Annotated in this window: 27 protein-coding genes, 1 pseudogene and 1 riboswitch; of the genes and pseudogenes, 24 read left to right on the top strand and 4 right to left on the bottom strand. The window is 48.2% G+C overall.

Going from position 1 to position 24986, the window contains the following annotated elements:
* Nucleotides 1-25 precede the first annotated feature (25 nt).
* From NSQ22_RS16000 to NSQ22_RS15985, 4 genes are all read left to right on the top strand, one after another.
* Nucleotides 26-373, top strand: coding sequence for a hypothetical protein (locus tag NSQ22_RS16000; RefSeq protein ID WP_008880236.1), 348 nt, complete (start codon nucleotides 26-28; stop codon nucleotides 371-373).
* Between the two features lie 75 nt (nucleotides 374-448).
* A riboswitch (SAM riboswitch) is annotated at nucleotides 449-558 on the top strand.
* Between the two features lie 92 nt (nucleotides 559-650).
* Nucleotides 651-1679, top strand: coding sequence for a methionine ABC transporter ATP-binding protein (locus NSQ22_RS15995; protein WP_081157405.1), 1029 nt, complete (start codon nucleotides 651-653; stop codon nucleotides 1677-1679).
* On the top strand, nucleotides 1669-2337 hold the full coding sequence (locus NSQ22_RS15990; RefSeq protein ID WP_008880234.1) for a methionine ABC transporter permease: 669 nt from the start codon (nucleotides 1669-1671) through the stop codon (nucleotides 2335-2337). Before NSQ22_RS15995 ends, NSQ22_RS15990 begins: the two co-directional genes overlap by 11 nt.
* Before the next feature lie 15 nt (nucleotides 2338-2352).
* The gene (locus tag NSQ22_RS15985) at nucleotides 2353-3204 is read left to right on the top strand and encodes a MetQ/NlpA family ABC transporter substrate-binding protein (RefSeq protein WP_081157404.1); all 852 of its coding nucleotides are present in this window, start codon (nucleotides 2353-2355) and stop codon (nucleotides 3202-3204) included.
* Nucleotides 3205-3426: 222 nt separating this feature from the next.
* Here the strand turns inward: NSQ22_RS15985 and NSQ22_RS15980 are convergent, their stop codons facing one another.
* A complete protein-coding gene (locus tag NSQ22_RS15980; protein ID WP_236927476.1) occupies nucleotides 3427-3714 on the bottom strand; it encodes a hypothetical protein in 288 nt (95 codons plus the stop codon).
* Between the two features lie 112 nt (nucleotides 3715-3826).
* On the opposite strand from NSQ22_RS15980, the gene NSQ22_RS15975 reads away from it, so the two are divergent.
* The 7 genes from NSQ22_RS15975 to NSQ22_RS15945 all read left to right on the top strand — a co-directional run bounded on the left by NSQ22_RS15975 (nucleotide 3827) and on the right by NSQ22_RS15945 (nucleotide 11413).
* Nucleotides 3827-4189: a carboxymuconolactone decarboxylase family protein gene (locus NSQ22_RS15975; RefSeq protein ID WP_060476228.1), complete on the top strand. Its 363-nt coding sequence runs from the start codon at nucleotides 3827-3829 to the stop codon at nucleotides 4187-4189.
* 308 nt (nucleotides 4190-4497) lie between these two features.
* Complete coding sequence (gene sufC, locus NSQ22_RS15970) at nucleotides 4498-5277, top strand: Fe-S cluster assembly ATPase SufC (RefSeq protein ID WP_011888136.1); 780 nt, start codon at nucleotides 4498-4500, stop codon at nucleotides 5275-5277.
* Between the two features lie 17 nt (nucleotides 5278-5294).
* Complete coding sequence (gene sufD / locus NSQ22_RS15965) at nucleotides 5295-6608, top strand: Fe-S cluster assembly protein SufD (protein WP_008880230.1); 1314 nt, start codon at nucleotides 5295-5297, stop codon at nucleotides 6606-6608.
* A complete protein-coding gene (locus NSQ22_RS15960) occupies nucleotides 6605-7825 on the top strand; it encodes a cysteine desulfurase (RefSeq protein WP_099233214.1) in 1221 nt (406 codons plus the stop codon). Before sufD ends, NSQ22_RS15960 begins: the two co-directional genes overlap by 4 nt.
* Entirely contained in the window at nucleotides 7815-8249 is a 435-nt protein-coding gene (gene sufU, locus NSQ22_RS15955; protein ID WP_008880228.1) for a Fe-S cluster assembly sulfur transfer protein SufU, read from the top strand. Before NSQ22_RS15960 ends, sufU begins: the two co-directional genes overlap by 11 nt.
* Before the next feature lie 21 nt (nucleotides 8250-8270).
* On the top strand, nucleotides 8271-9668 hold the full coding sequence (sufB, locus tag NSQ22_RS15950; protein WP_008880227.1) for a Fe-S cluster assembly protein SufB: 1398 nt from the start codon (nucleotides 8271-8273) through the stop codon (nucleotides 9666-9668).
* Nucleotides 9669-10279: 611 nt separating this feature from the next.
* Entirely contained in the window at nucleotides 10280-11413 is a 1134-nt protein-coding gene (locus NSQ22_RS15945) for a hypothetical protein (protein ID WP_223812908.1), read from the top strand.
* A 253-nt stretch (nucleotides 11414-11666) separates the two neighbouring features.
* Here NSQ22_RS15945 and NSQ22_RS15940 read toward each other — a convergent pair whose 3' ends face one another.
* Nucleotides 11667-11858, bottom strand: a complete 192-nt coding sequence (locus tag NSQ22_RS15940) for a hypothetical protein (protein ID WP_008880225.1) — start codon at nucleotides 11856-11858, stop codon at nucleotides 11667-11669.
* A 295-nt stretch (nucleotides 11859-12153) separates the two neighbouring features.
* Between NSQ22_RS15940 and NSQ22_RS15935 the strand changes: the two genes are divergently transcribed.
* Complete coding sequence (locus tag NSQ22_RS15935) at nucleotides 12154-12345, top strand: DUF3231 family protein (RefSeq protein WP_081157644.1); 192 nt, start codon at nucleotides 12154-12156, stop codon at nucleotides 12343-12345.
* A 20-nt stretch (nucleotides 12346-12365) separates the two neighbouring features.
* Here NSQ22_RS15935 and istB read toward each other — a convergent pair whose 3' ends face one another.
* Complete coding sequence (istB, locus tag NSQ22_RS15930) at nucleotides 12366-13124, bottom strand: IS21-like element helper ATPase IstB (RefSeq protein WP_060476369.1); 759 nt, start codon at nucleotides 13122-13124, stop codon at nucleotides 12366-12368.
* A complete protein-coding gene (gene istA, locus NSQ22_RS15925) occupies nucleotides 13117-14406 on the bottom strand; it encodes an IS21 family transposase (protein ID WP_108437782.1) in 1290 nt (429 codons plus the stop codon). The genes istB and istA overlap by 8 nt, the downstream gene beginning before the upstream one ends.
* A gap of 94 nt (nucleotides 14407-14500) precedes the next feature.
* On the opposite strand from istA, the pseudogene NSQ22_RS15920 reads away from it, so the two are divergent.
* The 12 genes and pseudogenes from NSQ22_RS15920 to NSQ22_RS15865 form a co-directional block, all read left to right on the top strand.
* Nucleotides 14501-14857 (top strand): annotated as a pseudogene (locus NSQ22_RS15920) (DUF3231 family protein); the annotation flags it as partial.
* Between the two features lie 187 nt (nucleotides 14858-15044).
* A complete protein-coding gene (locus NSQ22_RS15915) occupies nucleotides 15045-15290 on the top strand; it encodes a WGxxGxxG family protein (protein WP_008880223.1) in 246 nt (81 codons plus the stop codon).
* 490 nt (nucleotides 15291-15780) lie between these two features.
* The gene (locus NSQ22_RS15910; RefSeq protein WP_008880222.1) at nucleotides 15781-16230 is read left to right on the top strand and encodes a hypothetical protein; all 450 of its coding nucleotides are present in this window, start codon (nucleotides 15781-15783) and stop codon (nucleotides 16228-16230) included.
* A gap of 125 nt (nucleotides 16231-16355) precedes the next feature.
* Nucleotides 16356-17204, top strand: a complete 849-nt coding sequence (locus NSQ22_RS15905) for a DUF72 domain-containing protein (protein WP_029761694.1) — start codon at nucleotides 16356-16358, stop codon at nucleotides 17202-17204.
* Between the two features lie 15 nt (nucleotides 17205-17219).
* Nucleotides 17220-18122 carry a sulfite exporter TauE/SafE family protein gene (locus NSQ22_RS15900; RefSeq protein WP_008880220.1) on the top strand — a complete coding sequence of 301 codons (903 nt, stop codon included), beginning with the start codon at nucleotides 17220-17222 and terminating at the stop codon, nucleotides 18120-18122.
* A gap of 17 nt (nucleotides 18123-18139) precedes the next feature.
* Nucleotides 18140-19522 (top strand): bifunctional UDP-sugar hydrolase/5'-nucleotidase, encoded by a 1383-nt coding sequence (locus NSQ22_RS15895; protein WP_011888129.1) that lies wholly within the window; start codon nucleotides 18140-18142, stop codon nucleotides 19520-19522.
* 61 nt (nucleotides 19523-19583) lie between these two features.
* Nucleotides 19584-19886 carry a DUF1805 domain-containing protein gene (locus NSQ22_RS15890; RefSeq protein WP_008880218.1) on the top strand — a complete coding sequence of 101 codons (303 nt, stop codon included), beginning with the start codon at nucleotides 19584-19586 and terminating at the stop codon, nucleotides 19884-19886.
* Nucleotides 19887-19939: 53 nt separating this feature from the next.
* Nucleotides 19940-20686, top strand: a complete 747-nt coding sequence (yunB, locus tag NSQ22_RS15885) for a sporulation protein YunB (protein ID WP_008880217.1) — start codon at nucleotides 19940-19942, stop codon at nucleotides 20684-20686.
* 373 nt (nucleotides 20687-21059) lie between these two features.
* Entirely contained in the window at nucleotides 21060-22250 is a 1191-nt protein-coding gene (locus tag NSQ22_RS15880; RefSeq protein ID WP_035499339.1) for an ABC transporter substrate-binding protein, read from the top strand.
* A gap of 111 nt (nucleotides 22251-22361) precedes the next feature.
* Nucleotides 22362-23240 carry a branched-chain amino acid ABC transporter permease gene (locus tag NSQ22_RS15875; RefSeq protein WP_008880215.1) on the top strand — a complete coding sequence of 293 codons (879 nt, stop codon included), beginning with the start codon at nucleotides 22362-22364 and terminating at the stop codon, nucleotides 23238-23240.
* Nucleotides 23241-23255: 15 nt separating this feature from the next.
* Nucleotides 23256-24230 (top strand): branched-chain amino acid ABC transporter permease, encoded by a 975-nt coding sequence (locus NSQ22_RS15870; RefSeq protein ID WP_008880214.1) that lies wholly within the window; start codon nucleotides 23256-23258, stop codon nucleotides 24228-24230.
* Nucleotides 24205-24984 (top strand): ABC transporter ATP-binding protein, encoded by a 780-nt coding sequence (locus NSQ22_RS15865; protein ID WP_008880213.1) that lies wholly within the window; start codon nucleotides 24205-24207, stop codon nucleotides 24982-24984. Before NSQ22_RS15870 ends, NSQ22_RS15865 begins: the two co-directional genes overlap by 26 nt.
* The last annotated feature ends 2 nt before the right edge of the window (nucleotides 24985-24986 follow it).

Genomic DNA, 24986 nt, shown 5'->3' with positions numbered 1-24986 from the left:
CAAAGGGAAATGGGGGGGATGGTCAATGGAAATGCATCAGTTAGTGGGACAGTTTATGGAACGGATGCAAACGTTGCGTCATTTGTTGCCGATTTTGCCGGATGAGCAGTTGTATGTTCGGTTTGAGAGTGAAGAAGGTGTTGCTTTGTTGGCGATCGGCAAGGAGCCGACTGCCCCAGAGATAGGAAATGACGAACGCCACACGTTAACGGTGCGCGGTTCAAAGAAAGCGCTTGAATCGCTGCTGAGCGGCGAGCTGAAGCTGCAGCAGCTCGTCCGGCTGCAAGAAGTGTCTGTGTCGGGAAGCTTTCGCCACATGTTGCTGCTTGAATCTCTCCTCCATTTGGCCAAGCCGTATCGTCATGTTGGGTAAAAAATTTTGTTGACACCGTTCGACATACAATGATACAATCACACTCGTAATCAATTGAATAGGCAAATGGTTGTGCTCTTATCAAGAGAGGTGGAGGGATGTGCCCAATGAAGCCCGGCAACCGTCAGCGAGTCTGCTGAAAAGGTGCCAATTCACACAAAGCGGCCTGCTTTGAGAGATAAGAGACGGAACGGTAGACAAATACCTTTCTGTTCTCTGCGGGCAGAAAGGTTTTCTTTTTGCGCTCTGTTGCCTTGGGAAGAAGGAAGGTGAAACGGTGATTCAACTTAAACAAGTGACAAAAATTTATCATGCGGCGAATGGATCGGTAACAGCTGTCGACAATGTGTCGCTCGATATTCGCGAAGGGGAAATTTTCGGGATTATCGGTTACAGCGGCGCGGGGAAAAGTTCGCTCATCCGGCTGTTAAACGGGCTGGAAAAGCCGACGAGCGGCCAGGTGGTCGTCGCCGGCCGCGATATGGCGCGCATTAAAGGACGGGAGCTGCGCAAGGCGCGCCAAGAAATCGGGATGATTTTCCAGCACTTCAACTTGCTTTGGTCGCGTACGGTGCGGGAAAATATTGCGTTTCCGCTCGAGATCGCCGGCGTTCCGAAAGAGGAACGGCAAAAGCGGGTTGATGAGCTCATCCAGCTTGTTGGGCTCGCCGGGCGGGAAGACGCGTATCCGTCGCAGTTAAGCGGCGGACAAAAACAGCGGGTCGGCATTGCTCGGGCGCTTGCCAACAACCCGAAAGTGTTGCTTTGCGATGAAGCAACATCGGCATTGGATCCACAAACGACGGATGCGATTTTGGACTTGCTTGTCGATATTAACAAGCGGCTCGGGCTGACGATCGTGCTGATTACGCACGAAATGCATGTGATCCGTAAAATTTGTGACCGCGTGGCGGTGATGGAAAGCGGCAAAATCGTCGAGCAAGGCGAAGTGTTGCACGTCTTCCGCAACCCGCAACAGCCGATTACGAAACGGTTCGTTCAACAACTGATCGAACCGGAGGAAACGGAAGAGGCGGTTTCCCATTTGTTCGGCCAATACCCGAACGGGGTGATCGCGCAGTTGACATTTGTCGGCGAAGCAGCTGGCCAGCCGCTCATCACGCAAGTCGTTCGGCAATTTACGGTTGAGATCAACATTTTGCAAGGGAAAATTTCGCAAACTCATCAAGGCGCCTACGGTGTGCTGTTTGTGCACATCGACGGCGCGGCGGACGAAATCGCCCGGGTGCTTGACTATATTCGCAGCCAGCAAGTGGCGGTGGAGGTGATTCATGATGCTCGCTAACCTCCTGCCGAACGTGCAATGGGAGACGATGTGGGCGGCGACGGTCGAGACGTTGTACATGACCGGGATGGCGGTCGCGGCGACGTTCGTCATTGGGATTGTTCTCGGGCTGCTTTTATTTTTAACGGCGAAGGGAAACCTATGGGAAAACCGGTTGGCCAATATGATCATTGCTGCGTTCGTCAATATTTTTCGTTCCATTCCGTTCATTATTTTAATTATTTTGCTCATCCCGTTTACTAAATGGCTTGTTGGGACAATGCTTGGGGCGAATGCGGCACTGCCAGCACTCATCATTGGTGCAGCTCCGTTTTATGCCCGTATGGTCGAAATCGCCCTCCGCGAAATTGACAAGGGGGTCATTGAAGCGGCGAAGGCCATGGGCGCCTCGACATGGACGATCATTTGGAAAGTCCTGTTGCCAGAATCGCTTCCGGCGCTTGTCTCCGGGATTACTGTCACCGCTGTGTCGCTTGTCGGCTACACGGCGATGGCTGGCGTTGTTGGCGCCGGCGGGCTGGGGAACTTGGCGTATTTGGAAGGGTTCCAGCGCAGTCATAACGATGTGACGTTTGTCGCGACCGTGTTGGTGCTCATCATCGTTTTTGTCATTCAGTTTATCGGTGACTTTGTCACTTCGAAAATTGATAAACGATAAAGGGGGCAGAAGGAAATGAAAAAATGGCTTGGTGCTTTGTTGGCTGCCGTCTTGGTGTTCGCTTTAGCAGCGTGCGGCGGCAACAAGGACGAAAACGCTGCTGGCGGGGATAAAGGCGGCGAGTTGGTCAAACTGAAAGTCGGTGCGTCGAACGTGCCGCATGCGGAAATTTTGGAACAAGCGAAACCGCTGTTGGAAGAAAAAGGCATAGACTTGGAAATTATCACGTTCCAAGACTACATTTTGCCAAACAAAGCATTGGCGGACAAAGATATTGACGCTAACTATTTCCAACATATCCCGTACTTAGAAGCACAAATGGAAGAACATGGTTACAATTTCGTTAACGTTGGCGGCATCCATATCGAGCCGATCGGCTTGTACTCCAAAAAATATAAAAGCGTCGAAGAACTGCCAAATGGCGCAACGATCATTATGAGCAACTCGGTTGCCGACCATGGCCGCATTTTATCGATGCTCCAAGAAAAAGGGCTCATCAAGCTGAAAGAAGGCGTCGACAAAACGAGAGCGACGGTTAACGACATCGTGGAAAACCCGAAAAAATTAAAGTTTAAAGCCGATGTAGACGCTGGATTGCTGCCGCAAGTTTATCAAAACGGGGAAGGCGATGCCGTGCTGATCAACGCGAACTATGCGCTTGATGCCGGCTTGGATCCGGCGAAAGACCCAATCGCCGTCGAATCGCCGAAAGACAACCCGTACGTCAACATTGTGGCCGTGCGCAAAGGCGATGAAAACCGGAAAGAAATTAAAACATTGGTGGAAGTGCTGCAATCGAAAGAAATTCAAGACTTCATTACCGAACAATACAAAGGCGCTGTCATTCCGGCAGCGGAAAACAAGTAATCAACGGGAGCGTTTCGCTCCCGTTTTTTTTTGAACAACGAAGCCGACGTTCTGCCCTTGTGGAACACGGCAGAGGGAAAGAAGAAATTCATGGGTGTCAGACGGTACTTGATCAGAAAAGAGAACCGATCGAACAAGGTCTCTCTAATGAACCGTCTTTTTCCCCCGCCCTTATAGCGGACAATGAAAAAGGATGTCTTGCTGTTGAGACATTCTCCTGAATCACTGACGGTTCAAGCGCTCTAACACGGCAGCGAGCATGACGATGATCAGGCAGTTTTGCCAGGTGATCACCACGGCCAAGCTGAATGTGCCATCGCCTTGTTCACCGACGATGTTGCCGATGGCGATCCATGCCAAAAACGGGGCGAACGCAGCAGTCAAAACGAAGACGACCGAGCGAACGCGATTTCCCTCTTTCCAACGAAGCGATGGTGCGATGGCGCCGATGTTGGCGCTTCGGAAACGGCGTGTTTTTCCATTCGCTTTCTGTATGATTCGGTGTTTCATTTCCGTTTCCTCCATGCATACTAAAAAGGCATGAAACGCTTCTCCGCTTCTGCTCAGGAGGCGGGATGGAATCTTCTCGGTTCAATATGGAAAAAGAAGGAGGAAACCGAAGATGAACAACGGAATACAGACATCCGTCGAAGCTGCACTTCTTCATTATAAGGAAGGAATCGGAACGTTTACGAAAAAGATGCCGACGATTGCTGAACGGTTTCATGCGTTTACCGAGGCTTGTTTTGCCGAGGGAGCGTTGACGAAAAAAGAAAAGCAGTTGATCGCCCTTGGCATCAGCCTAGCTACCCAAGATGAATATTGCACCATTTACCATACGAAAGGATGTCTTGATGAAGGGGCATCGGAACAAGAAATTTTGGAAGCGTGCGCAGTGGCGGCGGCGTTTGGCGGCGGTGCGGCAATGAGCCAAACGGTGACGCTCGTGCAGGAATGCGTCCGTGAGCTGCGGACGACCCATTAGACGCCAGCAATGGTGTTTTTGTTGGCAAACACATTCGATTTCAGCCGGCGCCTTATGATTTCAGCCGGCTTTTTTTTGTAAAAACTCGTACAAATAGGTCGTTTTCGTGTAAAATATAAAAAGCGTTGTCCAATTCCCTCTCTTCTATGGGTAAGTTTTACATATGTACACAGTGGAAAAGGCAGCGGAAAAGTTGCGAACACTTTTCATTTGTTATAAGATTGTAATGAGAATAAAATGAGAATGAACAATCGCTGGGTCAAAAGCGAGCTTACATTATTTTTACGCAAAAACTGGAGGTATGCTTTATGGCCGTATTAACGATTCAAAATCTCCACGTATCAGTGGAAGGAAAAGAAATTTTAAAAGGGGTTGACTTGGAAGTTAAAGGCGGGGAAATTCACGCCATTATGGGTCCGAACGGAACGGGGAAATCGACGCTGTCATCGGCCATTATGGGCCATCCGAAATATGAGGTGACGGCAGGCACGATTACGCTCGACGGCCAAAACGTTCTTGAGATGGAAGTAGATGAGCGGGCGCGTGCCGGTTTGTTTTTGGCGATGCAATATCCGAGCGAAATCAGCGGGGTGACGAACGCCGACTTTTTGCGGTCAGCCATCAACGCTCGTCTTGGTGAGGGCAATGAAATTTCGCTCATGAAATTTATCCGCAAGCTCGATGAAAAAATGTCGTTTTTGGAAATGAACCCGGATATGGCGCACCGCTATTTGAACGAAGGGTTCTCGGGCGGGGAGAAAAAGCGGAATGAAATTTTACAGCTGATGATGCTTGAGCCGAAAATCGCCATTTTGGACGAGATCGACTCTGGATTGGACATTGACGCATTAAAAATCGTCGCCAAAGGCATTAACGAAATGCGCAGCAGCGAATTCGGCTGTTTGATCATTACCCATTATCAACGGTTGTTGAATTACATCACCCCGGACTATGTACACGTCATGATGCAAGGGCGCATCGTGAAATCGGGCGGTCCGGAACTGGCACAGCGGCTTGAGGCGGAAGGGTACGATTGGATTAAGAAAGAATTGGGCATCGAAGACGAAACGGTCGGGCAAGAAGCGTAAGCGTTAGGAGGAGGACTATGGCGACAGAAACGAAAATCCCATTCGATGAAACATACATCCGCACGTTCTCAAGCGAACGCGGCGAACCGGACTGGCTGACCGAGCGACGCCTCGAAGCGCTCGGGAAAGCGGAACAGCTGCCGCTGCCGAAACCGGACAAAACGAAAATTGACAAGTGGAACTTTACTGACTTTGGCCGCCATGTGGTCGACAGCGCACCGTATGCGAACCTTGATGATTTGCCGGAGGCGGTCAAGGCGCTGATTGAAGCGGGCGAAGGAACGACAAATTTATATGTGCAGCGCAACCATACACCAGCGTATGTTTCGCTCTCTGATGAGTTGAAAGAAAAAGGAGTCATCTTCACCGATATTTTCACGGCTGCTAGGGAACATGGCGATTTGCTGAAGAAATATTTCATGACCGATGCGGTTAAGCCGGATGAGCACCGTCTTGCCGCGCTGCATGCGGCGCTGTTAAACGGCGGAGTGTTTGTGTACGTTCCGAAAAACGTCGAAATCGAAACACCGCTCCAAGCCGTCTACATTCAAGACGAGGACGACATCGGCTTGTTTAACCACGTCATCGTTGTCGCAGAAGACAACAGCCGCGTCGTATTCGTTGAAAACTATTTATCGGCGAGCGATGAAGGAAAAGCGGTCGTCAATATTGTCGCCGAGGTATTTGCCAATGCGAACGCGCGCGTCTTTTTCGCCGCGGTCGACCATTTGGCCAAAGGCGTGACGACGTATGTCAACCGACGCGGCGTTGCTGGGCGCGACGGGCGAATCGAATGGGCGCTCGGGCTGATGAATGACGGCAACACCGTGTCGGAAAATATCACTCGCCTCATCGGTGACGGATCGTTCGGGGATACGAAAACGGTTGTCGTCAGCCGCGGCGAGCAAGTGCAAAACTTTACGACAAGCGTCGTTCACTACGGGAAACATACGGAAGGTTATATTTTAAAACACGGCGTCGTCCGTGACAGCGCCACTTCGATTTTTAACGGCATCGGCAAAATTGAGCACGGCGCGTCGAAGTCCAACGCCGAGCAAGAATCGCGCGTGTTGATGTTAAGCGAAAAAGCGCGCGGCGATGCGAACCCGATTTTGCTCATTGATGAAGATGATGTCATGGCAGGCCACGCGGCATCAGTCGGGCGCGTCGATCCTATTCAATTGTATTACTTAATGAGCCGCGGCATTCCGAGAAACGAAGCTGAACGGCTGATCATCCATGGCTTTTTGGCGCCAGTCGTTGAAGCGATTCCGCTTGAAGGTGTGAAAAAACAATTAATCGAAGTGATTGAAAGGAAAGTTCAATCATGAACGTGAAAGAAATTCGTTCGTTGTTTCCCATTTTGCATCAACAAGTGAACGGCCATCCGCTCATTTATTTTGACAGTGCGGCGACATCGCAAAAACCGCTGCCGGTGATCGAAGCGCTCGACCGCTACTACCGCGAGTACAACTCGAACGTCCATCGCGGCGTCCATACGCTCGGAACGAAGGCGACCGATGCGTATGAAGGAGCGCGCGAAAAAGTGCGTCGGTTTCTTAATGCCAAATCGGCACAAGAGATCATCTTTACGCGCGGGACGACAACGGCGCTCAACTTGGTCGCTTCGAGTTATGCGCGCGCCAACGTCAAAGAAGGCGATGAAATCGTCATTACGTACATGGAGCACCATAGCAATTTAATTCCATGGCAACAAGCGGCGAAACAGACCGGAGCGACATTGAAATATATTCCGCTGCAAGAAGACGGAACGATCGATCTCAAGGATGTCGAGGCAACGGTGACGCCGGCGACGAAAATCGTTGCCATCGCCCATGTATCGAACGTGCTCGGCACGGTCAATCCGGTTCGGGAGATCGCCCGCATCGCTCACGATCGCGGCGCCGTTGTCGTTGTCGACGCGGCGCAAAGCGCTCCGCACATGAAAATTGATGTTCAAGAGCTCGGCTGTGATTTTCTCGCGTTTTCCAGCCATAAAATGTGCGGACCGACCGGAGTTGGCGTATTATATGGAAAAAGAGAACTGTTGGAGCAAATGGAGCCGATCGAGTTTGGCGGCGAAATGATCGATTTTGTCGAGCTGTATGACTCGACATGGAAAGAGCTGCCGTGGAAGTTTGAGGGCGGCACGCCGATCATCGCCGGCGCGATTGGTCTCGGTGCGGCCATCGATTTCCTCGAACAAGTCGGGTTGGACGCCATCGCCGCTCATGAACACGAGTTGGCGCAATATGCACTCGAACGGCTGGCTGACATCGAAGGCGTTACCGTCTACGGGCCGAAAGAACGGGCCGGGCTTGTGACGTTTAACATCGAAGGGGTGCACCCGCACGATGTGGCGACGGTTCTTGACGCGGAAGGAATCGCCATCCGCGCCGGCCACCATTGCGCCCAGCCGTTGATGAAATGGCTTAACGTGACCGCAACCGCCCGGGCGAGCTTTTACCTGTACAATACGAAAGAGGAAATCGATACGTTTATCGCTGCATTACAGAAAGCGAAGGAGTACTTCAGCCATGTCTTCTAATCATCCGTTAGACCAGCTTTACCGCCAAGTCATTATGGATCATTATAAAAACCCGCGCAACCGCGGCGTGCTTGAGGGGACGAACGTCGATATCAACATGAACAACCCGACGTGCGGCGACCGCATTCATTTGACCATGAAAGTGGAGGACGGAAAAATCGCTGACGTCAAATTTGAAGGGGAAGGCTGTTCGATTTCGATGTCGTCAGCGTCGATGATGACGCAGGCCATTAAAGGGAAAAACGTCGAAGAAGCGCTTCGGCTCGCTCACATTTTTTCGGACATGATTCAAGGCAAGGAATACGACGATTCGCTCGATCTTGGCGACATCGAGGCGCTTCAAGGTGTTTCGAAATTTCCGGCCCGCATTAAATGTGCGACATTGGCGTGGAAAGCGCTCGAAAAAGGGTTGCATGACCATTAAGATGAAGGAAGGTGAACCACGATGGCGAAAAAAGCACCAGAAATCGGCGAATATAAGTATGGCTTCGTCGATAAGGACGTTTCCATCTTCCGCGCCCAGCGCGGGCTGACGCGCGAAGTCGTCGAAGAAATTTCGCGCATGAAAAACGAGCCGCAATGGATGCTCGAGTTTCGCTTAAAAGCGCTCGACATTTTCTACAGCAAACCGATGCCGCAATGGGGCGGCGACTTGTCGAGCCTGGACTTTGATGAGATCACGTACTACGTCAAACCGACGGAAAAATCGGGCCGTTCGTGGGACGAAGTGCCGGAGGAAATTAAAGCGACGTTTGATAAGCTCGGCATTCCAGAGGCGGAACAAAAATATTTGGCCGGGGTTTCGGCGCAATACGAGTCGGAAGTTGTCTACCATAATATGAAAGAAGACTTGGAAAAACTCGGCGTCATCTTTAAAGACACCGATTCAGCCCTGAAAGAAAACGAAGACTTGTTCCGCGAACATTTTGCGAAAGTGGTGCCGCCAACGGACAACAAGTTCGCGGCGTTGAACTCGGCTGTTTGGTCGGGTGGTTCGTTCATTTACGTTCCGAAAGGCGTTAAAGTCGAAACGCCGCTGCAAGCGTATTTCCGTATCAACTCGGAAAACATGGGGCAGTTTGAACGGACGCTCATCATCGTCGATGAAGGAGCACACGTCCATTACGTTGAGGGCTGTACGGCACCGATTTACACGACGAACTCGCTCCACAGCGCGGTCGTCGAAATCATCGTCAAAAAAGGCGCGTACTGCCGCTACACGACGATTCAAAACTGGGCGAACAACGTCTTCAACTTGGTGACGAAACGCGCCGTTTGCGAAGAAAACGCGACAATGGAATGGATCGATGGCAACATCGGCTCGAAGCTGACGATGAAGTATCCGGCTGTCATCTTAAAAGGTGAAGGCGCGCGCGGTTTGACGCTGTCGATCGCCATCGCCGGCAAAGGCCAGCACCAAGATGCTGGGGCGAAAATGATCCATTTGGCGCCGAACACATCGTCCACGATCGTTTCGAAGTCGATTTCCAAACAAGGCGGGAAAGTCACGTACCGCGGCATCGTCCATTTCGGCCGCAAAGCGTCCGGTTCGCGTTCGAACATCGAATGTGACACGCTCATTCTCGACAACCAATCGACATCTGATACGATTCCATATAACGAAATTTTAAACGACAATATTTCGCTTGAGCACGAAGCGAAAGTGTCGAAAGTGTCGGAAGAGCAGCTGTTCTACTTGATGAGCCGCGGCATTTCTGAACAGGAAGCGACGGAAATGATCGTTATGGGCTTTATCGAGCCATTCACAAGAGAGCTGCCGATGGAATACGCCGTCGAGATGAACCGCTTGATCAAGTTTGAAATGGAAGGAAGCATTGGATAATCTTGATCATATCAAGGGTGCAGCGTTCAAACGAAGCGCTGCACCCATCATTTTTTTCAAGTGCCGCTGATCCCACTTCAGTGTCTCATCCTCAATGTTTTGAGTCACATGGAGTGGGTGTCAGCGGTCATTTTTTTCTCCTGAACCGAGAAGTCTCATACCCATGCGTAAGCGGGAGATGAATCGGTGTCTTTTACCAGCCGCGGGATGCATGCAGGCTTGATTGACAACCTCGCATAGGAGAGTCAAGCATCTAGAGCGTTTAAAAATGGGTTTTTCGTAGTCACAAACGAGAAACAGAGAAATGGGGGATTAGGCAGCGGAAGAAGCCTTTCTACGGGGATGCGCCGCAAACGATGTTCTGTTCGTAGAGACAGATTTGACACACGAAAATGAGCAGACGAACATGTTCTTCCGCGTCAGGGTCGAAAATACAACGCCAACTCTTCACATGTCACTCATGTATGATGACGCTCATATATAAATAGAGTAAAGGAGGTGAAATGATATTGTCAAAACATGGGGAACGAAAAAAGGCGCAACGGGTGAGCATAAGATGTGGTTGTAGCAATATGCGAATTGTGAGAGTGCATGGGCCCCTGCCATCCGACATGGCGTTGGCTGCGGTCAATGCTGCCACCACTGTTCCGGAAATGAGGGCGGCCATTGAAAACCCGTTGCTTGGCTTAAACCTTACAGAATATAACAGGTTATCTGAAGCAGTGAAAAACGATGTGGTCCAACAATTGCTAAATAACCGGCCTGCCTCAGGTTATCCTTCTGTTGCCCGTATTCAAGCTGCCCTGAATCAAGCCATCAATCAAGTGATCAGTTTAGCTGTGGTCAATGCCGCCACCACTGTTCCGGAAATGAGGGCGGCCATTGAAAACCCGTTGCTTGGCTTAAACCTTACAGAATATAACAGGCTATCCGAAGCAGCGAAAAACGATGTGATCCAACAATTGCTAAACAACCGGCCTGCCTCAGGTTATCCTTCCGTTGCCAGTGTCCAAGTCTCCTTGAATCAAGCCGTCAATCAGGTCGTTGATTTCGATCATATTTATGTTCAAGCTGGAGCTGTTGGTGGAAATGGCAGTAGAGCAAATCCTTTTGGAACCATTCCTCAAGGAATTGCCGCAGTAAATCCAGGCGGAACGGTTCATATTTTAAGTGGAACGTATCCCATTACATCACAAATTGTCGTCAATAAAGCTGGAATTACTTTAAAAGGTCAACCAGGCACCCTTCTATTGTTGCAAGCGGATATAATTGCCATGCGAATTACTGCGCCGAATACGACAATCGATGGTTTAACGATGACAAGCGATATTCCTTATCAAAAAGAATTTATCCAAATTGGCGGGAATAACACGACGATCATCAATAATACCATTTACGGACCACCTCAATCATCGCCCATGAGCGACTGGATTGTAAACAGAGCCGTTGTATCTCAAGGAGGACTTGCTATTTCGGTCATGAATAATACGTTCTATTCGTTAAGGACAGGAATGTATATTAACCCGAATGTGACAGGCTCCATTAACAATAATGTTGTTTACAACACAAAAGGAGGATTTTTAGTAGATCGTGCATTTACAACCTTCTTAGGAAACTCATGGGGAACCCCGCCGAACGAATTTGATATTGTGTTGCTTGTTGGTACAACAAGTGGCCCTCCATATGATAATCTTGCTCTATTAAGTGCACTTAACAATAATGCAACAATCTCGGATCAACGATGAAAGAAACGGGAAATCCGTTGGTAAAGCAAGGAACAAATAGCCACTTTGCGGCAGAAAAATGACAGATTGTTTTGCTTTGGACAAGGTTATGATGATGTCGTGGGATATGTTGAAGCAGCGCGTCACCCGATTGGGTGGCGTTTTTATTTCCATTAAGTTTCAAGGAAATGGGAAAGCAATGCTATTCTATGTTCAAACTGTACCACCCAGGAATATCAGCATAAAAAAGAACGCCTTTCTCACAGCGTTCTGGTCAATTTTGTTGTGAATGGTCGGGATTTTGATTGGCGTTTTTGGAAGCGAAAAACCCCACCATACCGCTGATCAAACTTGGCGGCACACTCCAAAGGAAAAACCCCCATTTTCCAGTAAACATGCTGACTAGGAAAAAGAATAGTGGAACCCCAATCATAATCCCGATGGACAGTTTTTGATATTTATTCATGATTGTCTAAGCTCCTCCTTTTTTATCAATTATAGCATTTTATTTAAAATTTTTATAATTTATACATAATTTTGCGCAGTCGATTCCTGGAGGAGAAAAGGTTGGTTGACTGTATCATGTCTTCCCAAACTTCTTGACAGTGCCATCACTGAGCAGTTTTTATACAAAATTCCACTGTTTTTCCAATAATAAAATCAGCTTTTTGAAACCCCCACTTTTCTTTGCATAATTTAGTTCCATCCATCCACACTATCTACGGGAAGGGTGATCCATGAATTTGTTAGGAGGGTTAATTATGGGAATTTTAAGTGGCAATCCAAAAGAAGAACCGATGCATTATGGAGAAGTATTTGGTGTATGGTCGTATTTACTGACCGCTAAAGGATTATTGTCCGGATATCAAACGTTACTCAACCATACAGGTGATGAGGATTTAAAACATTTTATTGAAGATTGTAAATGTCAAGATAAACATGTACACTTTTGACTGTTTAAGAATGTACATTTTTACTCGTTTTCTTTTTCTCTTTCTAAGTGATTTTTTATTCGATATGAATCCCCTACAATATTAATCACGGTCGCGTGATGTAAAATACGATCTAGGATGGCATTGGCTAGCTTTGAATCTTGAAATACCTCCCCCCAATCCTTAAAATTGGCATTGGTAGTAAATATCGTGCTTTTCTTTTCATACCGTAAATCAATCAACTGGAAAAACAATTTTGCATCTTCTCTGTCAATCGGCAAATAGCCAATCTCATCAATGATTAATAGCTTGTATTTTCCATAATGTTTTAAACGATTGTCTAAACGATTTTCCATTTTCGCTTTCTTCAATTGTAAAATCAGTTCGTGACATTTAATGAAATACGTACTTGTCCGCTTTTTGGCAGCTGCGATTCCAATCGCAGTCGCCAAGTGGGTTTTTCCAACGCCACTTGGACCTAAAAAAACAATATTTTCATTCTCTTCAATAAACCGTAATGTCGTAAAATCTAGAATCTGTTGTTTATTGATTGAAGGCTGAAAGTCAAAATCGAAATCTTTTAATTCCTTTAGGTGAGGGAAAGCCCCCACCTTAACCATCGAGTTAATCATATTTCTTTCACGCATATCAATTTCATAATTCGTTAATTTTACTAGTGTATCAACGAACGACAGCTGATTTTTCGTACTAAAATCAATGGTTTCATTCAGGTGACAAATCATTTGTTTTAACTTGAGATACTCTAAGTTTTGAATTAATTGTTGATAACTACTATTCATTTTTATACACCTCATGAATCGCAAGTAAATTCTTCTTGGCTAGCTCATCAATATCCGGGTGATGAGGTAATCCCCTCGACAAGGTTTCGATGTAATGTTCTTGTTTATAATTCAGTTTTATTGAACTAATCCTATGTTGAGTAATCAAATGCATGTTATAATAAACGTAAATATGGTCATCATACACTTGTAATCCAACTGTTTTTCCTTTGTATTCAGCAGGGACGGAATATTGATTCCCTTTATAGGTAACCATTCCCGCTGAATTGACTTTTACAAGTGTATGTTTGATTTTGTAAGAATCTCTTATTTCATTCCTTGGCAGGGGTTGTAAGAGATTCTTTTCTTGTTCAAAGGCTAAGATAGGGATTTTTCCCGTTCCTTGATGATAGCTATGATTGATCCGTTCACAAAGGGATTGAACAAAATTCTGAAGTTCCTCATATGAAAATTGACCTTGATAGGCATGAATTTCATCGATTAGCTTCATCGTGGCTTCCACTTTCCCTTTGGTATAAGGCCTACCGGCTTTACACGGATGAATGTCAAATCCGCAATCTTTGGCAAATTGATCAAACCGTTCATTGACCACCCCTTTCGAATACTCCGTTCTCGCTTCATCCATGACGGTCTTCATATTGTCAAAGACAATGGTTTTCGGCACGCCTCCAATCTTTTCAAACGTCTCCATCAAAAAGGACATCAACACACTCTGCGATTTTGAAAGTGTTAATAAAAAAGTTCGAAATCGTGAATGAGACAGAAGAAATACCCCTATATTAACGTTTAATATTTCCCCTTCTTTCGTTACGTATCGAATATTTTCTTTCCAATCAAATTGCGCTTGTTCTCCAGGTTCCGTTTCATAACGAACGACCTGACCAACCGGTTTTGTCCGTTTACCCTCAGAAAAATATGCTTGAAACTCTGGTTTCCGAGAAATATAGGCCCGAAAGGCTGATTGGGAACATTCTAAGCCGTGATTGTCTTTCAAGTACTGCCAAAGAACCCGTTTATAATAAAAAATTTGTTTCGATTCTTTTGAAAGCAATTGAGAAATCACATCGTAGTATTTATCAATCTTAGACCCTCTTTTTCGTGTCTTTTTTGGGATAAGACCATTCAAATATTTATCAATCGTCCTCCTATCTACATTGAGATCTCGTGCTAATTGACTCTTATTAATTTTCATTCCCAAACTCTCCATAAGGGTTTTAAATTTTGGCAAATCTGATAAACTATGAATTTCAATCTCTGTTGTGATTTTCAAATTTACATGCACACCATTTCACCTCGAAATCAGTATGCATGTTAAAATCAAAATTGTACATTCTTATCCAATCACTTTTGTACATTCTTAAACTAGCATTTATAAAGATAGCATCGAAAACGTTCTAAAACCGGAAATCCAAGAAACGGAAGCTTTGTTAAAAGAAAATGGAGTAGCACTTCCGCCATCTCCTCCGGAACGGCCAAAAGCATGCTTGGAAGATATTCCGGCAGGAGCGAGATTTACTGACCCGGAAATTGCCGCGATGCTGAGTAAAGATATTGCAGAGGGGTTAGTGGCATGCAGCACGATTATGGGGCAGTGCATCAGGGAAGATATTGCTTTAATGTATGGGCAATTTCACATGAAAAAAGCGCAATATGGTGCGAAACTGCTTAGAATGAACAAAGAAAAAGGTTGGCTCGTTCCGCCGCCGCTCAATGTGAAAAATTCGAACTGTTAAAAAAGGGTGTTCATATGTTTAGCTAAAAGCTTGCGTAACGCAAGCTTTTACTTTTTGTTCATGAAGGCACGCATTTGTGTTTTGAAAAAGTTCCCCTAAATTTGCCTCCTTGTATCTACAGAATGAAATAATTGTTCTTTTGATTGCACATACCAAAGTTAACCATTATGAAAAGGAGGGAAAACCTGTGTTAAAAAAGATTCTTCATTCCCTTTGTGTTCTATCAGTTACATTGATGCTTTGTGGGGTAGCTGTTTATGCTCAAAATAACAACATGGACGTCGATAACAATACAAACAAAATCGTTCACATGGCTCAAAATGAAGACGTTGCTGATGATAATGACGATGACGATACAGATTGGGGTTGGATTGGGTTGCTTGGTTTAGCAGGATTATTAGGGTTAAGAAGAAGAGATGATAGAAGAGATTAACACCGATACAATGGAATGAGAATGATCGAGAGGAAGTGCCTGTCAAGTAAAAGCACATGTAAAAAGTCTGGGGCTCACCGAAAATGCGAGCGCGTTTTGGGGCAGCCCCTTGTCCCTTAGGTTAACATATATATTGGTGAGGGGCTATATGAGCAATCAAGTTTGGCATGGAAGGACGCATTGGATAATCCTGATTATAAGAAGGGTGCAGCGCCCACAATCAAGCGCTGCACCCTTCATTTTTTTTCGGGGACCGCTGATCCAACTCCAGTGTCTCATCTTTTTGAGTCACATGGAGTTGGTTGTCAGCGGTCATTGTTATGCTGGCATGCTCTATCCGTGCTAAAAGCGTCCATAACGATGATCGTCCATTTCAGATTTGTGAAGGAATGGTTATTTATGAATATTTTGTTATGATCTATAATCGGATTGGTGATGTTTCATTATTTTGAAAATATAACGATGAAAAAGAGAGTGGAACGTGAAAGAGATGATAGGAATGTGGAAATTGATCAGAATGTTGAAGTTGCGAGATCTGGAGTTGTTTCGTTTAGATGACCAAGATGGTGAAACGGTTTGTATGTTATTGATTTTGGATTACAGGAGACCTAGTGTTTTCGATGATTTTCCCATTTTAAAGGGAATCGAGGATGAGGATTCATTTGAAGGCGCGGAGAATTATATCCACACGGTCATCATTTCAGAGAAAACATTAGAACAACATATGGTGGACCGAATCCTTGAGGTCATCGAAGGGTTAGTTGAACATAAGCCCGATTGTGATAATAATCATTCGTTTTATATTACGAAGTTCCCTGATTATTTTGGGGTTGGCACACATTTAATCGAGTACATTCAACCGATCTTAGATAAGATGAATTTTGATATTGATCTCACCTATATCACGGATAAACATTTCAATTACTTGACGCAAGAATAACGTTGCTTGCCGCGTCACAGGCCATTTCCCCTTAGAGCAACGTGCCAATAGTCGTTTTGATTTCATGGCCGACCTGCTTATGGTATAGTTAAAATATCTGAAAGCTGAATAAACTGGTGATGGCCATGATTTATATTGGACTGACCGGCTGGGGCGATCATGACAGCTTGTATCCGCCGGGCCTTGCTGCGAAGGACAAACTGCCGGAATATGCGGCCCATTTTCCGACGGTCGAGGTCGATTCGTACTTTTACGCCATTCAACCGCGGGCGAATGTGGAAAAATGGATTCGGGAAACGCCGCCGTCGTTTCAATTTATCGTTAAAGCGTATCAAGGGATGACCGGGCATGAGCGGGGGCCGATTCCATATGCGAATAAGGAAGAGATGTTTGCTGCATTTTTGGAGTCGATTGCGCCGTTTCAAGAGGCGGGAAAACTGGCGATGGTGCTGTTTCAGTTTCCGCCGTGGTTCGATTGCCGGCGCGAGCATGTCACCTATTTGCGCTGGGTCAAGGCGAGGATGGGAGCGGTGCCTGTCGCTTTAGAATTTCGGCATCAGTCGTGGTTTTCGCCCCGGTTTTACGATAAAACGCTCCGTTTTATGGAAGAGGAAGGCTGGATTCACAGCATTTGCGATGAGCCGCAAGCGGGGGAAGGATCGGTGCCGACCGTCTTGCATCCGACCGATCGGGAAAAGACGCTCATCCGCCTGCACGGCCGCAACGTGCACGGCTGGAATAAAGCGACGGCCGGAGACAATTGGCGGGCGGTTCGCTATTTGTACCGCTATAATGAGCGCGAGCTAAGCGAATGGGTGAACCATATCCAGGCATTGAAGGAGAAGACGACACATATTTATGTGTTGTTTAACAACAATTCCGGCGGGGATGCCGCCGATAATGCCAAGCAGCTCATTCGCCTGCTCGGCATTGAATATACCGGTCTTGCGCCGCGACAGCTTGATTTGTTTTGAAGAGGGGGAGGCAAGATGGCTTACGCATTGCTTCTGTTGATCGGTTTTGTCGCCGGAACAGTCGGGAGCTTGGCCGGCCTTGGCGGTGGGGTAATCATCGTGCCGGCGCTTCTGTTTTTCGGCTCCCTCGGCTGGCTGTCGGCGGTGACGCCGCAAGTGGCGGTTGGCACGTCGCTCGTCGTCATTATTTTTAATGGCTTATCATCGACATTGTCGTATATGAAGGATAAAATGGTTGATTACCAAAGCGGGCTGCTGTTTTGCCTCGGCAGTATCCCAGGAACGGTGATTGGCGCGTGGGTGAACAATACGTTGAGCGTTGATCGTTTTTCGTTGTATTTTGGGCTGTTTTTAATGGCCATGTCGCTTTTTTTGTCACTAAGCCAAAAGAAAACGAAGGCGCAGGCGTCAGAAGAGGGGGCGGCGGCTAGGGAAAGCGGGTCGGAGTTGACCGTGTCCGCTCCAGAAAACAAGGAAACAGCCCGTCCACCGTGGTGGAGGCGGAAAGTGGTGCGCACGTATACCGGACGGAACGGGGAAACGGCTGTGTACAGCTATGATCCAGCCAAAGCGATTGCCATTGCCGTGGCTGTCGGGTTTTTCGGCGGCTTGTTTGGGATCGGTGGCGGCTCGCTCATGGTGCCAGCGATGATCGTTCTCTTCCGCTTTCCGCCGCATGTGGCGGTGGCGACGTCCATGTTGCTGATTTTTTTGTCATCACTTGTCGGTTCGACAACCCATATGGCGTTGGGCAACGTGCAGTGGGGATTTGCCCTAGCCCTTATTCCGGGAATATGGATCGGCGCCAAGACGGGGGCGTGGATCAATAAGCGAATGCAAAGCCGGACGCTTGTCGTTGTGCTGCGAATGGTGCTCGTGTTACTTGGCCTTCGTCTTGTGATTGAAAGTTTGTCGTAGCTGAGGAGGGGAGCGTATTGAAGCAAACGATCTATATTTACCATACGAACGATGTGCATAGTCATTTCGAGCATTGGCCGCAAATCGCCCGCTTTTTGTCTGAACGGAGGAAGGAGCATCGCGCGCGCAACGAAGCGATGCTTTTATTTGATGTTGGCGATTTTCTCGACCGTGTTCATCCGATCACCGAGGCGACGCGAGGAAAAGCGAACGTCGAGCTGCTCAACGAGCTCGGGTATGACGCAGTGACGATCGGCAACAACGAAGGGATCACGCTTGATTACCACGAGCTCGATACGCTGTACGAACGGGCGCAGTTTCCCGTTGTTGTCGCCAATTTGTTCCGCCGCGACGGTTCACGGCCTCCGTGGGCGCTTCCGTACACGGTGGTGCGGGCAGCGGAAACGTTTCGCATCGGGCTTGTCGGCGTGACCGCTCCATTTACGAACTTTTACGAACAGCTCGGCTGGAACATCGCCTCGCCGTTTGAGATATTGAAGGCGGCGGTAGCTGAAGTGAAACGACAGGCGGACTGCGTTGTCGTGCTCTCTCATCTTGGCGTGCATGAAGATGAAAGGATGGCGGCCGAGATACCAGGGATCGATTTGATTTTAGGCTCCCACACCCATCACCTGTTTCCGGAAGGGAAGCGAGTCAACGGCGCGCTTCTTTGCGCGGCGGGAAAATACGGACAATATGTCGGCGTCGTCAAGCTCGAGGTGGAAGGGCAACGTTTGGCTCAGGCGTCCGCCACGGTGGTCGATGTGGAGACGTTGTCCCGTTCCGAAGAGGCAGAGCGACATCTTCGCCGCCTCGAACAAGAGAGCTTGGCACGGCTTGAGGCCGAACGAGTGACCGAACTTAAAGAAGATTTGCCGCTCAACTGGTTCGCTCCGTCACCGTTCGCTCAACTGCTTGCTTCCGCTTTGCGCGAATGGTGCCAGGCCGAAATCGGGATGGTCAACGCCGGCGTGTTGCTTGAGCCGCTTTCGAAAGGGCTGGTGACGAAAAAGCATTTGCACCGCATCTGCCCGCACCCGCTCAACCCGTGCAAAGTGAAGCTGCGCGGAGCGGAGCTCAAAGAAATCATGCTTGAGGCGAATACAGAGCGGATGAAACATTTACGGTTTAAAGGATTTGGCTTCCGCGGCGAAGTGATGGGGGAAATGGTGTACGACGGAGTGGACATCGAGACGGAACTTGAAGAAGATGGACAATGGCATATCCGACGCATCACGATTAACGGCGAACCGCTCGACCCGGAGCGGTGGTATGAAGTGGCGACGACCGATATGTTTGCGATTGGCCATTTTTACCCGCAAATCCAACGGGCCGAGGAAAAAACGTACTACATGCCGGAGTTTTTGCGCGACGTGCTGGCTTGGAAATTAGCGCAGTAGGCAGGCACTTCTTTTTCCATGCTTCATACATTGAAGTATGGAAAGGAGTGTGACTGCGGCAATGGTGGAAGTGACGCCGATCATCATTGACGGATATCCGTTTATTGCCGTATCTGTGAAGCTGCCGAAGACGAATTTGCTGGCGGTGGCGAGCGACAAAGGCTATATTATGTGCGGAGCGCTCGATGTCGCTTTATTGAACGAAAAGTTGCGCGACCGCGGCATTATCGCCGGCCGGGCGGTTGGGGTGCGCACGATTGAGCAGCTGCTTGAAGCACCGCTTGAGTCGGTGACCATTGCTGCTGAACAGCTTGGCATTAAACCGGGAATGAAAGGAAAAGACGCGTTGTTGAAAATGCGGTGAAAAAATCCCTCCTTACAAGCATACATATAGCTTGTAAAGGAGGGATTTCTATTTTGGCGCGCCCCCGATTATTGCGAAAAGGTCCGCTTCCGTTCCGCTACGTGCTTTTATTGACATTCGTTTTTTTTATGTTTTCGACAGCGGCAAGCCTTTGGATTGTGAATAAAGGCATTAAGCCCGTGCTGATGAAAATAGCAGAAACCGAAACGAAGCGGATTGCCAACTTAGTGATCAATAATGCGCTTGAGCAACAGTTCAGCAAAGAAAATCCCGAATTTCAACAAATTGTCACCCTTCAACAAGATCGTAACGGAAAAATCGTGTCTGTTGATTTCAACACCGAAGTTATCAATCGCATTTTAGAAGAAACGGACGATCATGTGATGAAAAGTTTAAAGGCGGCGACGGAAGGGCAGATTGAACGCATGGTGCTCCCTGAAGTTGAGGCGGTGCAAGGAGACAGCCGCGGTATCATTTACTACATTCCGCTCGGACAAGTGACAAACAATGCGTTATTAGCAAATCTCGGCCCGCGCATTCCTGTCCAGTTTCAAATCGTTGGAAATGTGGATTCCGAAGTGAAGAAACAAATTCATGCGTATGATATTAACAACTTTTTTATTGAAGTAGATATCCATGTTGCTGTCGATATTCAAGTAATCATTCCATTTGCTTCGAAAGTGTCCACCGTGACGACCGATTTGCCGCTTGTGATGCGCTTTATCCCAGGAGAAGTACCGCAGTTTTACAACAAAGGCGGCGGCCCTGTGGGCCCTTCCCTTCAGCTTCCGAAGCGCTAGAACGGGGAATGTTTTTGGGAGAAACATGGAAAAATTATACGAAGAAAGTGTTATTCCCGTGAATTATTATTCAGCTGTTTCGCCACTATTTGTTCAGAGCGAAACAGCTTTTTCATTTTCAAAAAGAAAAGAGCTAGACGAGAGAGAATAAATTTTGTAATATTATATTAAATTGAAAATAGTTTTATTATTTATGTAATTGGTAGAGGGGATGTGATAGTCGGGGGGTCAAAAGTAATGGTTCAAAAGAAGGGTGGTTTCTCATGCAACCGCTCCTTCACGACTACAAGTGCGCATGCAGAGGGTTTTTCGCCGATACCGTTAAACTGCGCACTCCGATGACAGAACATTATGAACAATGGGGGGAAAACGAGTGAAAAAGAAAAAAGTAGCAGGTGTCTTTTTCTCGCTCATGCTGACAGCGGGTCTCATGGCCGGCTGCGGCGGCAACGAACAAAGCAGCGGCTCGACCGGCGGCAGCGGCGGTGGAGGTGGGGATGTCATTAAAATCGGCGCCAACCTCGAGCTGTCCGGCGGGGTCGCTTCGTACGGACAGTCGATCGCTGAAGGGGTCGAGCTGGCGTTTGATGAAATCAACAAAGAAGGAATCAATGGCAAAAAGTTAGAACTTGTCAAAGTCGATAACAAATCGGAAGCAGCCGAAGCGACGAACGGCGCGATCAAGTTGATCAGCCAAGATAAAGTCGTTGCGATTGTCGGCTCGGCAACGAGTACGAACACACTCGCTCAAGTGCAAATCGCCAATGACAATAAAGTGCCGGTGATTACGCCGTCCGGTACGAACCCGACGATTACTACCAAAGACGGAAAAGTGAATGATTTCATTTTCCGGACATGCTTTATCGACCCGTTCCAAGGAACGGTGGCGGCAAAATTCGCATTGGATGACTTGAAAGTGAAAAGTGCGGCGATTTTGATCGACAGCGCGAGCGATTACTCGAAAGGGCTGGCTGCGTCATTTAAAGAAACGTTTACAGCCGGCGGCGGCAAAATTGTTGCCGAAGAAGCGTATGTGGCGAAAGATACGGACTTCCGCGCCACGCTGACGAACATTAAAGCGGCCAATCCGGAATTTTTGTTCTTGCCGGGCTATTATGAAGAGGTCGGCCTCATCGTGAAACAAGCGCGTGAGCTTGGTTTGAACGTGCCGATCATGGGCGGCGACGGCTGGGATTCGCCGAAGTTGATTGAGATCGCCGGCAAAGATGCGTTGAACAATACGTATATTACCAACCATTATTCATCCGGTGACCCGGATCCGAAAATTCAAGAGTTCGTCAAAGCGTTCGAAGCGAAATACAATAAAGCGCCGGATGCCTTTAACGCGCTTGGCTACGATACGGCTTACTTCCTGGCGGATGCCATCAAACGGGCTGGCAGCGCCGATCCGGTGAAAATTAAAGACGCGCTGGCACAAACGAAAGATTTGCAGTTGGTGACTGGTATATTCACGATCAATGAAAATCACGATCCGATCAAATCGGCAGTCATTTTGGAATACAAAGATGGGCAGCAACAATTCAAAACAAAAGTGAACCCGTAATGAAAGGCTGGATGGAGTGCATGGGCGGGGGAGGGCGTCCCCCTGGGGGACGTCTTCCTGTCCAGCATTTCTTTTGGCAAACGACGAGTTTTCGTTAAGGAGCGTGCAATCATGGAACTCATTCAACAGCTAGTGAACGGCATTTCGTTAGGCAGCATTTATGCGCTGATCGCTCTTGGATATACGATGGTGTATGGCATCGTCCGGCTCATTAACTTCGCCCATGGCGACGTCTTTATGATTGGTTCATTCGTTGGTTTTTACGCTGTGACGATGCTTGGTGTCGGCTTTTTTCCAGCGCTGTTGTTGGCGATGGCAGTTTGCGCGGTGCTTGGGATGACGATTGAGCGGATCGCCTACAAGCCGCTGCGGAATGCGACGCGCATTGCTGTGCTCATTACGGCCATCGGTGTCTCGCTTTTGATCGAGTACGTGATGATTTATTTGCGCGGGGCACAGCCGGAAGCGTATCCGGGTACGCTGCTTCCAAAGCAGAACTTGGAGCTGTTTGGCGTCGTCATTAGCAGCCAGTCGCTATTCATCCTCGGCACGTCCCTCGTCTTAATGATCCTTCTTCAATTCATCGTTCACCGAACGAAAATCGGGAAAGCGATGCGCGCCGTCTCGCATGATGCGGAAGCGGCTCGATTGATGGGGATTAACGTCGACAATACGATTTCGGCCACGTTTGCCATCGGCTCGGCGCTCGCCGGGGCAGCCGGCGTCATTTTTGGCATTTATTATACGAAGATCGACCCGCTGATGGGCATTCTCCCAGGCTTGAAGGCGTTTGTCGCCGCCGTGTTGGGAGGGATCGGCATCATTCCGGGCGCGATGGTAGGAGGGCTTTTGCTTGGCGTTATCGAATCGCTCGTCAGCGGGCTTGGCTATTCGCTTTGGCGTGACGGGGTGGCGTTCATCATTTTAATTCTCATCCTCATTTTCCGGCCGGCCGGATTGTTTGGGAAAAACGTACGAGAAAAAGTGTAAAGGATGGTATGGAACATGGCAACTTGGAAGCGGACACGTGGGTTTTGGGTTTCCATCATATTGGCGTTCGCCTTTTTCGCCGTTGTCCAGTGGCTGATTACAAGCGGAACGTTAAACATCTTTTATGTGAACACCCTCTTTTTTATGGCGATTAACGTGATTTTGGCGGCCAGTCTCCATTTAATTATCGGAATTACCGGACAATTTTCGATTGGTCATGCCGGCTTTTTCGCTGTCGGCGCTTACGCCTCCGCGATTATGACGATGAAGCTGCAGCTGCCGTTTGCCGTCGGGGTATTGGTAGCCGGGGTGGCGGCGATGCTCGCTGGTCTTATCATCGGTGTGCCAAGCTTGCGCTTAAAAGGCGATTATTTGGCCATCGCGACGCTTGGGTTTGGCGAAATTGTCCGCATCGTTTTGTTGAACATCGACTATGTGGGCGGAGCGAGCGGCATGACAGTGACCCATATGACGACATGGCCGTGGGTGTTCGCGTGCTTGTTGATCACGATCATTGTCATCGCCAATTTTACGAATTCGACGCATGGGCGGGCGTGCATCTCAATCCGTGAGGATGAAATCGCTGCCGATGCGATGGGGATCAACACGACGTATTACAAAGTCGCAGCGTTTGCGATCGGTTCGTTTTTCGCCGGCATTGCCGGGGCTTTGTACGCCCATCACTTTTACATTATTCAGCCATCGAACTTTGGCTTTTTAAAATCGTTTGATATTTTGATTTTTGTCGTGCTCGGCGGGCTCGGCAGCTTGTCTGGCGCAACCATCTCGGCGGTTTTGTTGACGATCGTTTCGACGTTTTTGCAAAACTATCCGGAAACACGGATGATCATTTACAGCCTTGTCTTGATTTTTGTCATGCTGTACCGTCCAACTGGGCTGATGGGCAAGAAAGAACTGACTTCGCTCTTGAAATGGCGGAAGACGGCGCAAGGAGGAATGAACCATGGCAGCAAGAACACCGTTGCTTAAAGCAGAAGGGATCGGCATCCAGTTTGGCGGGCTCAAAGCGCTCTCTGGTGTGGACATGGAGCTGTATCATGGGGAACTCATCGGGCTTATCGGTCCGAACGGCGCTGGGAAAACGACGCTGTTTAACTTATTGACCGGAGTATATGTGCCAACGGAAGGGCGGATTATACTAGACGGCGAAACGTTGAACGGCTTGCCGCCATATAAAATTACGCGCAAAGGGATCAGCCGGACGTTCCAAAACATTCGTCTATTCGGCGAGCTGTCGGTGCTTGACAACGTGAAAGTTGCTTATCATACGCATGCCCGCCATTCGATGATGAGCTCCATCCTCCGGCTTCCGTCTCATATTCGCGGAGAAAGAGAAATGGAGGAAAAGGCGATCGAGTTTTTGAAAATTTTCAACTTGGACGAGGTTATGCACGAGCAGGCGAAAAACTTGCCATACGGCCAGCAGCGCCGGTTGGAGATCGCTCGGGCGCTCGCAGCGCAACCAAAGCTCTTGTTGCTTGACGAGCCCGCTGCCGGTATGAACCCGCAGGAAACGAAAGAACTGATGAATTTGATCGCCTTTATTCGTGAACAGTTTGCGTTGACGATTTTGTTGATTGAGCATGATATGTCGCTGGTGATGGGCATATGCGAACGCATTTACGTGCTTGATCATGGCCAGTTGATCGCTCACGGCACGCCAGAAGATGTGCGCAACAACCCGAAAGTAATCGAGGCTTACCTTGGCGAGGAGGTGTCGTGACG

Origin of the sequence: Geobacillus sp. FSL K6-3411 (assembly GCF_037965715.1) — a bacterium.
Taxonomy (GTDB): Bacteria; Bacillota; Bacilli; order Bacillales; family Anoxybacillaceae; genus Geobacillus; species Geobacillus thermodenitrificans.
This window is presented reverse-complemented; position numbering and strand designations above follow the sequence as displayed.

Coding starts and splice junctions, on each gene's coding strand:
- NSQ22_RS16000 (WP_008880236.1), top strand. CDS start 26: ATGGAAATGCATCAGTTAGTGGGACAGTTTATGGAACGGATGCAAACG.
- NSQ22_RS15990 (WP_008880234.1), top strand. CDS start 1,669: ATGCTCGCTAACCTCCTGCCGAACGTGCAATGGGAGACGATGTGGGCG.
- NSQ22_RS15985 (WP_081157404.1), top strand. CDS start 2,353: ATGAAAAAATGGCTTGGTGCTTTGTTGGCTGCCGTCTTGGTGTTCGCT.
- NSQ22_RS15980 (WP_236927476.1), bottom strand. CDS start 3,714: ATGAAACACCGAATCATACAGAAAGCGAATGGAAAAACACGCCGTTTC.
- NSQ22_RS15975 (WP_060476228.1), top strand. CDS start 3,827: ATGAACAACGGAATACAGACATCCGTCGAAGCTGCACTTCTTCATTAT.
- sufC (WP_011888136.1), top strand. CDS start 4,498: ATGGCCGTATTAACGATTCAAAATCTCCACGTATCAGTGGAAGGAAAA.
- sufD (WP_008880230.1), top strand. CDS start 5,295: ATGGCGACAGAAACGAAAATCCCATTCGATGAAACATACATCCGCACG.
- NSQ22_RS15960 (WP_099233214.1), top strand. CDS start 6,605: ATGAACGTGAAAGAAATTCGTTCGTTGTTTCCCATTTTGCATCAACAA.
- sufU (WP_008880228.1), top strand. CDS start 7,815: ATGTCTTCTAATCATCCGTTAGACCAGCTTTACCGCCAAGTCATTATG.
- sufB (WP_008880227.1), top strand. CDS start 8,271: ATGGCGAAAAAAGCACCAGAAATCGGCGAATATAAGTATGGCTTCGTC.
- NSQ22_RS15945 (WP_223812908.1), top strand. CDS start 10,280: ATGGCGTTGGCTGCGGTCAATGCTGCCACCACTGTTCCGGAAATGAGG.
- NSQ22_RS15940 (WP_008880225.1), bottom strand. CDS start 11,858: ATGAATAAATATCAAAAACTGTCCATCGGGATTATGATTGGGGTTCCA.
- NSQ22_RS15935 (WP_081157644.1), top strand. CDS start 12,154: ATGGGAATTTTAAGTGGCAATCCAAAAGAAGAACCGATGCATTATGGA.
- istB (WP_060476369.1), bottom strand. CDS start 13,124: ATGAATAGTAGTTATCAACAATTAATTCAAAACTTAGAGTATCTCAAG.
- NSQ22_RS15910 (WP_008880222.1), top strand. CDS start 15,781: ATGATAGGAATGTGGAAATTGATCAGAATGTTGAAGTTGCGAGATCTG.
- NSQ22_RS15905 (WP_029761694.1), top strand. CDS start 16,356: ATGATTTATATTGGACTGACCGGCTGGGGCGATCATGACAGCTTGTAT.
- NSQ22_RS15900 (WP_008880220.1), top strand. CDS start 17,220: ATGGCTTACGCATTGCTTCTGTTGATCGGTTTTGTCGCCGGAACAGTC.
- NSQ22_RS15890 (WP_008880218.1), top strand. CDS start 19,584: ATGGTGGAAGTGACGCCGATCATCATTGACGGATATCCGTTTATTGCC.
- NSQ22_RS15875 (WP_008880215.1), top strand. CDS start 22,362: ATGGAACTCATTCAACAGCTAGTGAACGGCATTTCGTTAGGCAGCATT.
- NSQ22_RS15870 (WP_008880214.1), top strand. CDS start 23,256: ATGGCAACTTGGAAGCGGACACGTGGGTTTTGGGTTTCCATCATATTG.
- NSQ22_RS15865 (WP_008880213.1), top strand. CDS start 24,205: ATGGCAGCAAGAACACCGTTGCTTAAAGCAGAAGGGATCGGCATCCAG.